The sequence below is a fragment of the Mesorhizobium sp. RCAM 05104 genome, from assembly GCF_059683645.1.
Genome location: NZ_CM185033.1, coordinates 370,099 through 382,708 on the forward strand (window position 1 = coordinate 370,099; position 12,610 = coordinate 382,708).

Consider the following 12,610-nt stretch of genomic DNA (forward strand, 5'->3'; position numbering starts at 1 on the left):
TTACTCGGCGTCTGCCGGGTTCGGTTCAGCAGGAGGCGCCGGCTCTTTGGGTTCGGCAGCAGCCTTGTTGCCCTTGGCGAACCGACCGCCCTTTGCCGCCTTCGCGGTGCGAACGGACTTGGCGTCGTTCTTGGCGATATCGTCGGCACGGCCTTCAGCACCGATCGAGCCTTCAGGGAAGCCCCATTCGCCGACCGAATCCTTTGTGCCGCCGCGAACCATGCCGATCATGACAGCCGGGCCGACTTGCTCGACATGGCCGAAGCGGACATCAGGCGGTCCGCCTTCGAATTGGCCGATGGTGGAGACGATTTCGACGCCGGCTTCGTCGGTGATGATAGTTGCAAAGCGTGTGGACATTGGTCGATTCCTTTTGGTTGCTGGCATCGCGGCAAAAATGCTTCGATGCTTGCGTCTGGTGGGGGATGATGACGATGCGAAATTTGATGATTGTCGCGCTATGCGCCGCGCTGGTGTTCACGTGCTACCGGCTCATCCTGGTTGAGAACCAGCGATACGCCATGCTTGTCGGTCTATGCCAGCGGCAGGACTTGGTGGTGTTGCACGACATCGAATGCTTGAAGACCGTCGAGACGCGCACATCGTGGACGTGGAACCTATACTACGGGCTCTTCGGAAAGCTGCCGGTCTAGGTACAGCTTGCCGTCCGCGAGGAAATGGCGCGGCGAAAGCTCTTCATGCTGGCTTGGAGGTATCGAATCCGACAAAAAACCCGGCGCGAAGGCCGGGCTCATGGGCCAAATCACCCATTCGATACGCTTGTGTGACATAGTGGCATGCCACGGTCAAGGCGCGGAGGCTTCTCACCTTCCTGTTTTTGCACCTTTTTTTGCGTCCGGTGGACGGGTGATCCTGAAGAACACGGCCAGGTTATCGAGCCCGATCTTCAGCAGCTTGACCAGTGCTTCACGTGGATCACCGGTTGTTTCGGCCAGTTCCCGCAGTGACATGCCTTCGCAGACCACCTTGTCGATCACGAGAACGATTTCCCAATGGCCGATCTTTTCCCGCGCCGATGACAGACTGGCGTGCGCGACAGCCAGGCGCTGCGGCGTGTCGACGTTGATCCGGCCGCCGTCTACCCGTTCCTGCATGGACCCGGTCTTCATGCCTTCGCGCGAGGCATATTCGAACACGTCCCGATATTGCCGCGCCGCGTTGCGCTGATCATCGTTCAGGGAGGAAATGCCCTTGAGCGGATCGACGTTGCGAATTCGGGCGACGCCACCGAGCGCGACATAGCCGCCGTTGCTGATTTCATAGATCCTTGTCGCTTCCATCGTGCCATCCACCAATCGTTCGCGCCCGAATTCGTCGATCCGCAGGCCGAAGCCGTGACCCAGTTCGCGGCGCGCGTGAACTTGTTCTTTTTCCGCCCGCTTGATCTTGGGCATTTTCGGCCCAGCCGGCTTTGCTGGCTTCGATTTCGTTTTCGCGCTCATGCTTGCAGTTGCTCCGGATTTCGCTGCCAAAGTCTGTCCATCAATTCGTCGTATCGCTCCGGCCCGAGGTGCTTGAATTCACACTCGTGAAAAGCCTGGGCCAGCATCTCGTGCAGATCGTCGCGGATCGTGTTCCAGAGGATCGGGCTGACACCCTTCCATGCCATCTGCTCTTGCCGCAGCTTGAAGGCGCGCCGGATGTAATCAGCCAGCGCCTGGTCACAGTCGAAGATTCCGCGATGGTACGCGTCATCAAGCTCAGCCTGGGAGAGCGATTGCATCACGACGCCTTCCGCTTACCGAAGGGCAGGACATTCGAGCCGTCGATCTTTTCAACGGCGTCCTCTTCTCTTGGGGGATTCACTAAGGGGGAATAGGGTCTAGAATCTGGAGGGACCGAACTACAAATTCTGGAGGGACCGACCCCTGTTTGTCCGTCCAGTTTCTGGAGGGACAAATCCGCTTCCGGTCCCTCCATTGTATGGACGGACGTTTTCGCCCGACGTGCTACTTTCTTCTGCCGTTGCACCTCGCGGTTATGAGCGAGTCTTGCAGCGATCATATCCAGGGCTTCGTCGCGCCAAGGATTTATCAGCTTGTAGGTTGCAACCTTGCCCCCTTGCCGTACAGCGACCAAGTACGCCCGCTTTTCGTCGTTGTTGCCGAGCAGGCGGGATCGGCTAGTCCAGAACTGGCCATGGCTCAGCCCCGTCATTGCCATACCTCGGCTCGACGCCAGCCAGGCCTTGTGACCAGGCCAGTCCATTACTGCGATGTATGCCGCGAGCACCTTCAAGTCCGCCGGTCTAACCGTAGGATCGGCGTTGGCTGTCTCGATCAGATCGAGTTTGAAAGCGGCTTTCGAACTATCGAGTTCCTTTTTCATGAAGTGCCTTTCTTGCGCACAGCGCCCGCCATGACGGCTGTCAGGGCTCGCTGCACGGCAAAGATGCTTGATCGTTGGTGGAGGTCGTTGAAGTCCGTCCCGATGTCGGGCGGCATGCCAAAGGGCAGCGACGTTTTGCGGGCGTAGTATTCGCTGGCGCCGAGGCCGTCGAACTGCTTAAGCGGTTTGTCATTCTCAGCGGCGATGAACACCCGCCCGCCAACGTGGCCCGCGACCGTCACGATATTCGCGGCCGAAAAGCAGCAGAGTATGGTCGGCTTGATCTTCATCCCCTGCAGAGCAGCGCGGACGGAGAGGCCCGTTGCATAGCCTTCGCAGAGCCAGGTATCGACACCGGTGCTGATCCGGTGGGCAGCGCCCCATGTGGCCCCGCCGAAAAGAAACTTTTTCGTGCCGTCTTCCCAGATCAATTGTGCCGACGCCACTTGGCCGCCGATGCGGGCCGGTATGACCATCGCGGAAGAACAGCCGGCATCGGGTACGAGGTAATCGCCGCCGATCCGACGCACATCTTCCACCCGGATCACCATCGCCTTTTCGTCGCGGAACCCCTTCGCGGCCAGGTAGGGATGCGGCCCGATCTTGGCTGTGGCGATCATGGCCGACGCCAACCGGGCCGCGCGCTCCGCGTCGGCCTGCTTCTTCCGCTTCGAAAACTCGATTTGCTTTGCGATCTTCTGGCGGTCGCGTTTCTCGACCTCGCCACCCATCCCGACTGTAACAGTCTCGCCGGTTTGCCAGTTGAAGGCCGTGACGTGTGTTTCGTTGATGATGACCCGCCCGTCGCCCTTACCGTTCTTGCCGGATAGCGTGTCGGTGTGCAGCCACTTGCCGAAGCTACGTTCCTTTGGCGGGATGATGCCGACCGAAGAGCAGGCGTTGTCGATCGCGTCTTCGATGCTCATGCCGCGCGCCTCGGCTTATTGCGGAACCGTTTGATTTCACGCTCGACAAGCTGCCACTCGTCGACCTTCACCAGGCTATGTTCGCAGGCCCCATCGAACAGCCCATAGGGCAGCTTGCTGCCGGGATAGATGCCGCGCCAGACGCCATAGGCCCACTTGCGAGACGATTCCTCCCCCTTGCGGCCATTGGATAGGCAATAGGCCAGCGCGGTATTCCAGATCGCCTTCGGATCTTCCAGGCACTTCGCGCGTAGACCTTTGCGCGGCGCGAAGGCGTTCTTAATGCTGAAATCGAAATCGATCAGCTCGCCTTCAACGACTTGGATTTCACCATACTTCGGTCGCTGCCAACCGCAGGAAACGCAAGCGTCGTGATGGGGCTCCATTTGAAGCCCGCACTCACCACAGAAGTATTTCTGTTTGACCTTCTCGTTAGGCTCCCGATCCTCGCCATCTTTCTTTTGAGCGCTCGACAGGCTGTCGACGCCATGTTCGAAAAGCCATGCAGTGTCTTCAGCGAACGTGACGCAGTTGCCAGAGTGATCCAGCCACAGCCCGAAATCTTTGCCTTCAGAAATGCGCATCACGCGCCCAAGCTCTTGGATATGGGACGAGAAGGATTTTCTGTACGGCCGGCAGGAGATCCCGCACATCACGTCAGGCACGTCGAAACCCTTGGTCAGCACCGCGCAGGAAACAAGTCCGTCGATCGCGCTGTCTGGCTTGCGGAACTCTTCGATTTTGTCGCGCCGCTCTTTGTCCGACACGTCCAGGTAGCTGATCTGTTGAAAGTTGAAGCCAGCAGCGGCGAACTGGCGGCATAGCTCTTCCCCGTGGGCAACGGACGGTGAGAAGACGAGGGTCTTCACCGGACCGCCGAAATGCTTTTGCGTCTGCTGGACCCATGTATGGATTACGTCGCCAATGATTGTTATCCCGCGCTGGCCGGCGTCGGTTTCGTCGTACTCCCCGGTGAACGCCTTCTTCGCGCCCTTCATGTCTGGGGTGACGCAGGCCTTTATCTTGAGCGGCGTCAGCCAGCCTTCGGCGAGAAGCTGGTTTGTTGTCGCACCGTTGACTAGAGCGTCCCAGTGATCGGCCATACCGTCGGTGAACGGCGTCGCGGTCAAACCGACGACGATGGCGTCTTTCGCTCGCTCGACTAGTTCAAGGTTGGATTGGTATTCGCAATGAGCCTCATCAACGATGATGAGCTTCGGCAGCTCGCTGTCCAGATATTTACGCCGCCCTACCGTTTGCGCCGACGCCACCTGCACGGGCTTCGTCGGATCGGTCAGCCAGTGGTCGGCCTGAATGATGCCGTGATCGATGCCGTATTTTGCGAAGCGCTCGCTGGTCTGGTCGATCAGCGTGACGCGATCCACGATGAACCAGGCTCGAGAATTTTTGGCTTGGTTTTTGGTGACGAGATCGATTGCCGTCTCTGTCTTCCCGAACGCCGTCGGCGCCACCAGGATGATCCGGCGAGCGCCTTCGCGGATGCGTTGACGCAAAAGCTCTTCTGTCCTGATTTGGTGAGGGCGAAGCGATATCTGTTGATGGGTTGGCGGAAGAGCGTTCATGCCGATGCTCCCGGCGCTTCGTCAATCATCCGGCCGCATGTCGTCAGGAACCATGACCAGTCCATTTCGCTGACCCCGGCCGGCTTGGTCAGGGACAGGTAGCGAGCGAACTGTTCAGCCCATTCGCGAGGCGCGCCCCCGTCGAATTCAACAATCGCGGCGCGCTCTTCGAACTCAATGTTTTCGTCGGAGCGCAGATATTCGGCGACGGCCTGCCCGTTCTTGGCGATGTACGTCCGCGCAGATGCCGGCAGCTTCTGCGGGTTAACGATCCGCAAGGAGTTGCCGTCCAGCACGATGTTCGCGCCAAACGACCGCACTCTGTTGAAGAGATCGGCCACGTCAGCCAAGGGAAATGACCTCATCATTCGATGATTGGGGATCAACGGGAATGACCACATCGCTGGACCAGCCGAGATCAGTGGCGCGCTTCTGCCACCCCTTCGCCCGCTTCATCCATCCGGCCTTGTCTTCGCTTTCCTGGATCAGCCGGGCATTGAGGGTGCGAATTTCTTCGTCCTTGCCAGCGATCACAGCTTCGAAGCCGCCTTGCTGATATTGGACCCACATGTCGGCGAACTTTGCGTTTTCGGCTTTGAGTGCCACGTTGTCGGCTTCCAGCCCGCGCACCTGTTCTTCCAGCTCAGACACGCGGTCTACGGTCTCGACATTCGCGCCGGCGGCTTTGGCCTTGGCGACTGCTTCATCCCGAGCGGTGACATGCTGCTTGACGGCGTCGGGGAGCGCGGCGCGGGATGTATCGCGCTGGCGGTCGTGTTCGGCTTTCGTTTTGTCCTTGGCGGCGCGCTTCTCAGCGATGACATCGGTGGCGGCTTTTTGCGGCTTTTCGCCTAACTCGACGCGGGCCTTGATCTCTTGCACTACAGCCGGGAGATCGCCCTTTATGTCGCGGGCGTCGCGTTCTGAAATGTCTCCCGTGGGAGACAAATTGCCGGTGGCTTCCTCGATTGCGCTGATGACGCGGCCTTGGTCCAAAAGCCTGTAAGCATGGGCGCGTCCTATCTGGAATTCTGCCTTGATGTACGCTTCCCATGTCGGGTACTTGAGCGCCTTCCAGGCCTTGCGGTCATGTGCTTCGAGCAGGAGAGACCACACCCTGTCCACTGCGGCGCGGATGCGTTTCGTGATAGCAAAGGCTTCGTTCGCCGTGAGGTCACGAGTTGCCAAGGCGGCAGCGGTCTTCCTGATCAAGCTGCACCCCCGAAGTCGGCATGGCGCGGGAAGCGGACAATTTTGTCCGACGGCGGTCGAAAGCCGGCTTCGACGAACAAGTAGTGGAATCTGGCAAAGGCCTTACCGGAGGCGATGGCGTCGGCGACCGTCTTGGTTTCAGCCGCTACCTGGGCGAGGTCGCGCCATTCGCAAAAGGCGCGATCCTGTTCGGCGGTAAGCTTCTCATCCTGAGCGGCCTCACGCATAGCGGAGCGCCTTTGCGTTCTCGATTACCGCAACGATTTCAGAATGGGGCCAGCGGGAGAGCGCGCCGATCTTGACGGGCGGCGGCACCGTGCCATCAGCGACACGTCGCCAGAAAGTCGGGATGCTGACCTGAAGTACCTTCGCGCCTTCACGGGCGGTCAGGAGCGGGTCGGAGAGTTCCATTGGTCGACCTCGTATTCGATTGATACGAGGTGAGAAGTATTATTGTGCTTAACCCTAAGCCATCAAAAGCCGGCCAGAAAGGCGCACATTAAGGCCAATAAATCGGCCGCTACGCCGCATTGCTGTTGGTCGAATTACTGGCATGATTTTCTGGCAGCGCAGACAGGCCCGTAAGCCAGTACTGGATGGTAGACCGTGAGGCATCCTGCTTGAATATGTCGCGAACAAACGCACGAGCCTCTTCGATGACAGCTTCGGCCTTCGGCGGCATCTTGTTCCCGTACTTGGCCTGGTGCCAGTTCCGAACGGCATCGCCGAGCGAATGGACCGCCTTTGGAGGCCTTCCCCTTGCGGGCTTTGACTTCGCAACAGATTTTTCAGAAACAACGTCTTGCACTATCGCGACGCCAGGGTAAGCGCGCATAGACACATTGACGGCCTCGCAATTTGGCTTCGGGAACACCTGTAACATTTGTTCGGAATGTACCTGCACGGCTTCGAATGTCTTGTTGTCATGCCTGAGGCGGTTTTCAGCCCAATTGAAGCGAACCAGCGTCCAGTATGTCGTGGGAATTTCCTCGAAATGGCCCTTTGGCGCTTCGTCGTCAGCGGTGAGATCAGCCACCCACCCGACCGCTTTCAAGTCCCCGCCTGCCAATGCCTGAAAAACTCGCATCCGGGCCAGGTCTATTGTCTGCTCGAAGGCTTCTTCCATCTTTTGTGCCCACCTACCCTCTTCTGCATCGTGAATGATGCGGTTTAGCTGCTCCCGTTTCCAGAGCTCAAGAGCTTGACTATCCTCGCCGTCGGTCGGCTGATATCTGGCAAACCTTTCATCCCATTGGGCTACATATTCGTCCACATCGCCATCTTGTATGAACGTCCGTGCCTCAGAGTATCGGCTGTAGTCGATCGAAATTCCGATGCTGCGGAATTCTAGCTCGCTGAAGCCGGGGTCGTAGTCGACCATCTCGCCGGTTTCGAAACTGGTTTCGCCTCTCCTTGCGTCGCCATACCCATCAAAATAAAAATCGGGAGCCCGGCCGAGTGCGAACCAGTAGACCACTTCCTGGATGTAACACGTCTCTGGTAGCTCAATTTCCTTGAACATTCTGGGCATCAGCCGGCGCCCCCCACTCCAGCCATCTTAATTAATTGCCCCATTTTGCCGGTGGCATGATGCGCCCACCGCGTCATCAGCTTTCGACGTTGCTCAAGAAAGTCTGTGCGCCTGTAGGCACGCTCTACCGACCCACCGGCGGCATGTCCCAACACCGTCTCTGCGACGTCGTGCGGGGTATTGGTTGTCTCTGCAATCCAGTCTCGCAAGCTAGATCGGAACCCGTGTGGACGAGCGGCCATTTTTGCACGTTCCATCAAACGCGCCATCGTGGCGTCGGAGATGACGCCCTTCTTTGCGCTCGGGAACAGAAACCCGCCTCGGGCATGCCGGCGGGCTTCCTTGATCACCGCGAGAGCTTCCTTCGACAGCGGCACTCGGAAATCTGCGGTCGCATCCTTGCGGCCCTTCATGGCCGCGCCTGGAATGGTCCAAATGTCGTCCTCGATCTGTTCTTCGCGGAGGAAACGAAGCGGACCAGAACGAACGCCGGTCAGGATCAGCAGGCGAAGAGCTAGGTGCGTAACCGTACCGTCGACCAGGGAGAGATAGAAGGTTGGAACTTCCTGCCACGGCACCGCCGGGATGTTTGTTGCCTTGTGCCGCTGCTTGCCCAGCAAAGCCCGGGCCTTGTCGGTAGCCTGAAGATCAACTTCCAGACCAAGGGCGGCAGCATGTTTCAAACAGATGCCCAGCCGATTCATCGCCTTGCGAGCGGTGTCAGCCTTGTCGTGCCAGATCGGCGCCAGCGTGTCGCGGATGTCTTTCTGGTCGATGTCCGTTACCGGCATCTTCCCAAGCTTCGGCAAGATGTGAATTTCCAGCGGGCTGAACCACCGGCCGGCTACACCGTCGCCCTTCAACTCAGCCTTGCGGCTCTCGAAAGCATCAAGTGCAACTTCAGCCAGCAAATGCAATTTGCTCGCAGCCTCACGCTTCAGGCGGTCCCGTTCTTTAATGGGATCTAGATTTGCTCGCACGATTGCGCGGGAACGCTCAGCGCCTTCCCTCGCCTCCTTTAGGGGCACCTCAGCGCTTGAGCCTAAGCCCATCTCGCGCCGCCGGCCGTGGACGGTATATCGGAAAAACCACTGCCCTCCCCCATCCGGGCGTTTGTGCAGCCAAAGGCCGCCGCCGTCGGAATATTTGCCAGGGCTCGCATTCTTGACGAACACAGCTGTAAGCTTGTTCAGCGACCGGCTCATTCTCTGTCCACCGTTTAATCCACCTTCGCGAAGCATATGGCGTGATTCTCGATGATACAGCGTGAGGTCGAACGAAACAAGAACTCTCTTGTTTTTCAACAGCTTTGATCGGTGCTGATAGAGCCTGACACTCAGAGATTTGGGGTTTCAATGCCGTCCGGGGGCACCAGTTCGCAGCTAAAGCGTCATATGTAGCTTGCAACAGCGAGCCAAAGGAACATCTGCGAAATCGTAGTGAGCAGCATGTCGATGAACACGAGGCTGCGGCCATGACGCGTAAGAAATTCACGCGCGCGCGGATAGCGCGACGCCAATATGGCACCTACCCTCCTCGGTGAATGCTGACAGCGCGTTCGCGCCTTACGCTTTTTGAGGGACAAGCCTATAGTAAATTTCGCGAAAACGCTGCAGCCACTAAGATCTCTGGACTTTGACGTGCCGATATTCTGAAATACGAGATGATCCATGTCACGCTGTGGAGATGTCTACGAGAACAAGGTGACCGGTGAATTCGCCGTGATCCTGCGTGGCACCGAAGACCGCGACCAAGGACCTGGCATTGTTCATTTGACCGCTCGGCCGGGCGCTGCGGTCGTTGGCGAGCACTTCCATCCGAACATGATTGAGCGGTTTACCGTCTTCAGCGGCCGGCTCGATGCCTCCATCGCCGGGAAGACATTTTCTCTGGGACCCGGCCAATCCGCAACGGTGGAGGCAGGAGTGGTGCACGATTGGTGGAACAGCAGCAAAACCGACGAGGCGCACGTCCTGATCGAAATCGAACGAGCGCCCGGCGCGGACCACATTGATCCGAACCGGTTCGAGCTGCTGATCGGCATGCTCTTCGGCCTCGCCAATGCTGGCCAGGTGGATAAAAAAGGCAGACCCTTCCTGCTTCAGGCGGCAGTCATCGCCAGAGAATTTGCCGACGTGATCGTCTTCACCCAGCCTCCACCGGCGATTCAGCGGGTGGCGCTCGCTATCCTGGCACCGCTCGCCAATCTGCTTGGCTATCAGGCGATCGACCCGGCCTTCTGCAGGCCGCACGCCCGTGTTACGCCGGCGCCCGAAATCCTCGCTTTGGCAGGCCTTCCGCCTGCCTGAGGTCGATGTCACAGGGAGGCCCGCGCCTCGCCGTCCAGCAGCCGGGCGACGAACTTCAGTCGCTCGTCCATGACGTTACACTCCTTCCAAGGCACCTTGCTCTCCTTCCAAAGGGCCGAAAGTGTAACCTGTCTATCCGGAATGAATTGTCACCCATCTCTCTGGAAGGGCAGCTCTTATGCGAATATTTGGACCGCGGACGCCTCTTTCAGGCGCTCGCGACTTGTCCAGATGCGCTCGCCCTGTCGAACGTGTTCCTCACCCTGACCGACTTGTAGACATAGGCGGCCCAGATGCCGGTCACCACGAACGAGGCTATGGGAGCCACCAGCGCATCGCCTGCCAGCACCTGATTCACCGGGACGCCAAGGGTGGTCGAAATCCAGATCGTATCCAGGATAAACACGACAGGGATCGCAAGCCACTGGCACAGAAACAACTGCGGAAATCGATGGCTTCGCCTGAACATCGCAACGAGCACAACCAACTGAAGCACCAGAAATGCCAGGTTGAGAGCGACCTCGCCATACACAGCCAGCGGCCCATTTGAGAGGGTCATAAGTTGCTGGTAGCCATCGGCTGAATTGCCCAGTTCGGCGAGTGTGCGCAGCGGTGACAATGCCTGACCGATCGCCAGCAACATCAGCCAGCCGCCGAAGCCCACAAGAGCCTCAGGATTCTGTGACGGCTTCGCGGCTGATCGAACGGCAAAAAAGACAGGCACGCCGATCAACAGCAGCAGTATCGCCCAATGCCAGATTGAAAACGTTCCCATTTACCCCCCCAATTATGCCCCTCTAAGTTGTATCAGATTTCAAACTCAACTCAAGAGGTGAACCTCGTGTGAAACGACGTTTGATGCCGAAGCGACGATTTCTCCTGTCTTCTCCTGACTCCCTCACACCCCGATCGCCGCCACCAGGATCCGGTTCTGCCGGCGTATCGCCGCGCGCAGTTCCGGTATCCTTGCCTCGTCACGTTTCACGAACTCGATGAACATCATGTTCATGTTGTTGAAGATCAGTTCGCCGAGCGCCTGTCCGTCGATATCCTGCTTCACAAGGCCGAGCGCCTGCAGGCGGGCGATCAGCGCGCGGATCTGTTCGGTCAACGAGCGGTCGAGCGCGGTGTAGGCCTGGCCGAACGGGCCGTCGGGCAGTTGCGTCGAGATCGCCATCGCCTGCCGCCACATCTCCTTGCTGAGATAATGCAGCGAGTGCTCGATATAGATGCCGAGCAGCGTATCCAGCGCGTCGCCGACATTGGCCGGCGGGTTGGCAACGACGCCGCGGCCGGCGTTGAGCACCTCATTGACCTCCAGCGAGACGATGGCGCCGAGGATGTCGCCCTTGTTCTCGTAGTAATTGTAGATCGTGCCGACCGAGACCTCGGCCTGGGCGGCGATCGCCTCGATCTTGGCGCCTTCATAGCCCGCCTCGCGAAAAAGCTCCGCCGCCGCCTCGATGATGCGGCGGTGCCGGTCCGCCTTTTGCCTTGCCCGCAATCCGCTCATATCAGCCTCTTGCCATAAAAACAGAATTGACTCAATTTTAGAATTGGTTCAATTTTTTGCAAGAAGCCACAAAGGCAAGGGAGAACACTTGATGTCCATGAAATCCGCATCCAGGAATCCGCTTTCCATCCTGAAGAGCCATCTGCACGCCGCGTGCGCCGCCACGGCACTTCTGCTCGCGACGGGCGCCCAGGCCGCCGATCTCAACGCGCTGATCTGGTGCGACCACTCCGATCCGGCGCTGCTGCAGCCTTTCGAGGAGGCCAATAACGTCAAGGTCAACGTCAAGGAATTCGAAGGCACCGGCGCAGGCCTCGCCATCGTCGAGCAGTCGCAGCCCGGCGACTGGGACGTGATGGTGATCGATAGCATCGACGTGCCGCGCGGTGTCGAGAAAGGCCTGTTCGAGCCGCTGCCGGAAGACAAATTGCCCGTCGCCGACCTGTTTCCGCAGGTGAAGATGGACGGTTCCACCGTGGTCGGCGGCAAGCGCTACGGCATCACCGAAAAATTCGGCTACAACACGATCGGCTACAACAAGACCAAGGTCGACCCGGCCGACATGCAGTCGATGGCCGCGCTCACCGGCGACAAGTACAAGGGCAAGGTCGCCATCTACGACTATTACCTGCCGGTCATTGGCATGGCCGCGCTGGCCATCGGCAAGAAGACGGCCGATCTCACCGAAGCCGACCTGCCCGCCATCAAGGCCGAACTTCTCAAGATGAAGGCCAATGCCAAGCTGGTCGGCGAAGTGACCGCCAGCCAGACAGCGCTGGCCACCGGCGAAGTCGACATCCTGGTCGGTGGCGGTGAGTGGGTGACGGCGGGCCTGGCCAAGGAGAACCCGGCGCTGGACTTCTCCATTCCCAAAGAAGGCGCCGTGCTGTGGTCGCAGTCGCTGGCCATGTTCAAGGATTCCAAGAACAAGGACATGGCGCTGAAATTCATCCAATACATCATGAGCCCGGAAGGCCAGGCGCGGCTTGCCACCTCGTCCTGCTACTGGGGCATGCCCGCCAACACCAAGGCGGCGCTGACCGACGACCAGAAGAAGATCCTGCGTTTCGACGAGCAGCCGGGCTTCCTCGCCCGCGCCCAGGCCTATCCGGCGCCGAATGCCGATCTCGACAAGAAGATGCAGGACATGTGGACTGAAATGCTGCAGGCGAAGTGAGCGACTGCCG

The 12,610-nt window shown here is 58.9% G+C and carries 17 protein-coding genes; 3 read left to right on the plus strand and 14 right to left on the minus strand.

Going from position 1 to position 12,610, the window contains the following annotated elements; genetic code table 11:
• Window positions 1–360 (minus strand): hypothetical protein, encoded by a 360-nt coding sequence (locus tag AC56QP_RS02065; protein WP_497100799.1) that lies wholly within the window; start codon window positions 358–360, stop codon window positions 1–3.
• Window positions 361–434: 74 nt separating this feature from the next.
• Between AC56QP_RS02065 and AC56QP_RS02070 the strand changes: the two genes are divergently transcribed.
• Window positions 435–653 (plus strand): hypothetical protein, encoded by a 219-nt coding sequence (locus AC56QP_RS02070; RefSeq protein WP_497100798.1) that lies wholly within the window; start codon window positions 435–437, stop codon window positions 651–653.
• Between the two features lie 171 nt (window positions 654–824).
• On the opposite strand, the gene AC56QP_RS02075 is transcribed toward AC56QP_RS02070, so the two are convergent.
• From AC56QP_RS02075 to AC56QP_RS02125, 11 genes are all read right to left on the minus strand, one after another.
• Window positions 825–1,463: a DUF6456 domain-containing protein gene (locus AC56QP_RS02075; RefSeq protein ID WP_497100797.1), complete on the minus strand. Its 639-nt coding sequence runs from the start codon at window positions 1,461–1,463 to the stop codon at window positions 825–827.
• A complete protein-coding gene (locus tag AC56QP_RS02080; RefSeq protein WP_497100796.1) occupies window positions 1,460–1,747 on the minus strand; it encodes a hypothetical protein in 288 nt (95 codons plus the stop codon). Before AC56QP_RS02080 ends, AC56QP_RS02075 begins: the two co-directional genes overlap by 4 nt.
• Window positions 1,744–2,349 (minus strand): hypothetical protein, encoded by a 606-nt coding sequence (locus AC56QP_RS02085; RefSeq protein ID WP_497100795.1) that lies wholly within the window; start codon window positions 2,347–2,349, stop codon window positions 1,744–1,746. The genes AC56QP_RS02080 and AC56QP_RS02085 overlap by 4 nt, the downstream gene beginning before the upstream one ends.
• Window positions 2,346–3,275, minus strand: a complete 930-nt coding sequence (locus AC56QP_RS02090) for a primase/helicase family protein (RefSeq protein ID WP_497100794.1) — start codon at window positions 3,273–3,275, stop codon at window positions 2,346–2,348. The genes AC56QP_RS02085 and AC56QP_RS02090 overlap by 4 nt, the downstream gene beginning before the upstream one ends.
• On the minus strand, window positions 3,272–4,858 hold the full coding sequence (locus AC56QP_RS02095; RefSeq protein WP_497100793.1) for a DEAD/DEAH box helicase: 1,587 nt from the start codon (window positions 4,856–4,858) through the stop codon (window positions 3,272–3,274). Before AC56QP_RS02095 ends, AC56QP_RS02090 begins: the two co-directional genes overlap by 4 nt.
• Window positions 4,855–5,208 carry a hypothetical protein gene (locus AC56QP_RS02100; protein WP_497100792.1) on the minus strand — a complete coding sequence of 118 codons (354 nt, stop codon included), beginning with the start codon at window positions 5,206–5,208 and terminating at the stop codon, window positions 4,855–4,857. The genes AC56QP_RS02095 and AC56QP_RS02100 overlap by 4 nt, the downstream gene beginning before the upstream one ends.
• Window positions 5,201–6,070, minus strand: a complete 870-nt coding sequence (locus tag AC56QP_RS02105; protein ID WP_497100791.1) for a hypothetical protein — start codon at window positions 6,068–6,070, stop codon at window positions 5,201–5,203. The genes AC56QP_RS02100 and AC56QP_RS02105 overlap by 8 nt, the downstream gene beginning before the upstream one ends.
• Entirely contained in the window at window positions 6,067–6,297 is a 231-nt protein-coding gene (locus tag AC56QP_RS02110; protein WP_497100790.1) for a hypothetical protein, read from the minus strand. Before AC56QP_RS02110 ends, AC56QP_RS02105 begins: the two co-directional genes overlap by 4 nt.
• Window positions 6,290–6,481 carry a helix-turn-helix transcriptional regulator gene (locus tag AC56QP_RS02115; protein ID WP_497100789.1) on the minus strand — a complete coding sequence of 64 codons (192 nt, stop codon included), beginning with the start codon at window positions 6,479–6,481 and terminating at the stop codon, window positions 6,290–6,292. The genes AC56QP_RS02110 and AC56QP_RS02115 overlap by 8 nt, the downstream gene beginning before the upstream one ends.
• Before the next feature lie 109 nt (window positions 6,482–6,590).
• Window positions 6,591–7,592, minus strand: coding sequence for a hypothetical protein (locus AC56QP_RS02120; RefSeq protein ID WP_497100788.1), 1,002 nt, complete (start codon window positions 7,590–7,592; stop codon window positions 6,591–6,593).
• Window positions 7,593–7,600: 8 nt separating this feature from the next.
• A complete protein-coding gene (locus tag AC56QP_RS02125; RefSeq protein ID WP_497101066.1) occupies window positions 7,601–8,806 on the minus strand; it encodes a tyrosine-type recombinase/integrase in 1,206 nt (401 codons plus the stop codon).
• Window positions 8,807–9,304: 498 nt separating this feature from the next.
• Between AC56QP_RS02125 and AC56QP_RS02130 the strand changes: the two genes are divergently transcribed.
• A complete protein-coding gene (locus tag AC56QP_RS02130; protein ID WP_489861140.1) occupies window positions 9,305–9,910 on the plus strand; it encodes a cupin domain-containing protein in 606 nt (201 codons plus the stop codon).
• Between the two features lie 208 nt (window positions 9,911–10,118).
• Here AC56QP_RS02130 and AC56QP_RS02135 read toward each other — a convergent pair whose 3' ends face one another.
• A complete protein-coding gene (locus tag AC56QP_RS02135) occupies window positions 10,119–10,685 on the minus strand; it encodes a DUF2569 family protein (RefSeq protein ID WP_489861139.1) in 567 nt (188 codons plus the stop codon).
• A gap of 123 nt (window positions 10,686–10,808) precedes the next feature.
• On the minus strand, window positions 10,809–11,423 hold the full coding sequence (locus AC56QP_RS02140; protein WP_489861138.1) for a TetR/AcrR family transcriptional regulator: 615 nt from the start codon (window positions 11,421–11,423) through the stop codon (window positions 10,809–10,811).
• 91 nt (window positions 11,424–11,514) lie between these two features.
• Here AC56QP_RS02140 and AC56QP_RS02145 point away from each other — a divergent pair, with 91 nt between their 5' ends.
• Window positions 11,515–12,600, plus strand: coding sequence for a polyamine ABC transporter substrate-binding protein (locus AC56QP_RS02145; RefSeq protein ID WP_489861137.1), 1,086 nt, complete (start codon window positions 11,515–11,517; stop codon window positions 12,598–12,600).
• Window positions 12,601–12,610: the final 10 nt, after the last annotated feature.

Bases quoted from the DNA above. Each gene is read 5' to 3' on its own strand.
- AC56QP_RS02120 (WP_497100788.1), bottom strand. From the start codon at position 7,592: ATGTTCAAGGAAATTGAGCTACCAGAGACGTGTTACATCCAGGAAGTG.
- AC56QP_RS02075 (WP_497100797.1), bottom strand. From the start codon at position 1,463: ATGAGCGCGAAAACGAAATCGAAGCCAGCAAAGCCGGCTGGGCCGAAA.
- AC56QP_RS02135 (WP_489861139.1), bottom strand. From the start codon at position 10,685: ATGGGAACGTTTTCAATCTGGCATTGGGCGATACTGCTGCTGTTGATC.
- AC56QP_RS02095 (WP_497100793.1), bottom strand. From the start codon at position 4,858: ATGAACGCTCTTCCGCCAACCCATCAACAGATATCGCTTCGCCCTCAC.
- AC56QP_RS02115 (WP_497100789.1), bottom strand. From the start codon at position 6,481: ATGGAACTCTCCGACCCGCTCCTGACCGCCCGTGAAGGCGCGAAGGTA.
- AC56QP_RS02125 (WP_497101066.1), bottom strand. From the start codon at position 8,806: ATGAGCCGGTCGCTGAACAAGCTTACAGCTGTGTTCGTCAAGAATGCG.
- AC56QP_RS02085 (WP_497100795.1), bottom strand. From the start codon at position 2,349: ATGAAAAAGGAACTCGATAGTTCGAAAGCCGCTTTCAAACTCGATCTG.
- AC56QP_RS02070 (WP_497100798.1), top strand. From the start codon at position 435: ATGCGAAATTTGATGATTGTCGCGCTATGCGCCGCGCTGGTGTTCACG.
- AC56QP_RS02140 (WP_489861138.1), bottom strand. From the start codon at position 11,423: ATGAGCGGATTGCGGGCAAGGCAAAAGGCGGACCGGCACCGCCGCATC.
- AC56QP_RS02145 (WP_489861137.1), top strand. From the start codon at position 11,515: ATGTCCATGAAATCCGCATCCAGGAATCCGCTTTCCATCCTGAAGAGC.
- AC56QP_RS02110 (WP_497100790.1), bottom strand. From the start codon at position 6,297: ATGCGTGAGGCCGCTCAGGATGAGAAGCTTACCGCCGAACAGGATCGC.
- AC56QP_RS02090 (WP_497100794.1), bottom strand. From the start codon at position 3,275: ATGAGCATCGAAGACGCGATCGACAACGCCTGCTCTTCGGTCGGCATC.
- AC56QP_RS02065 (WP_497100799.1), bottom strand. From the start codon at position 360: ATGTCCACACGCTTTGCAACTATCATCACCGACGAAGCCGGCGTCGAA.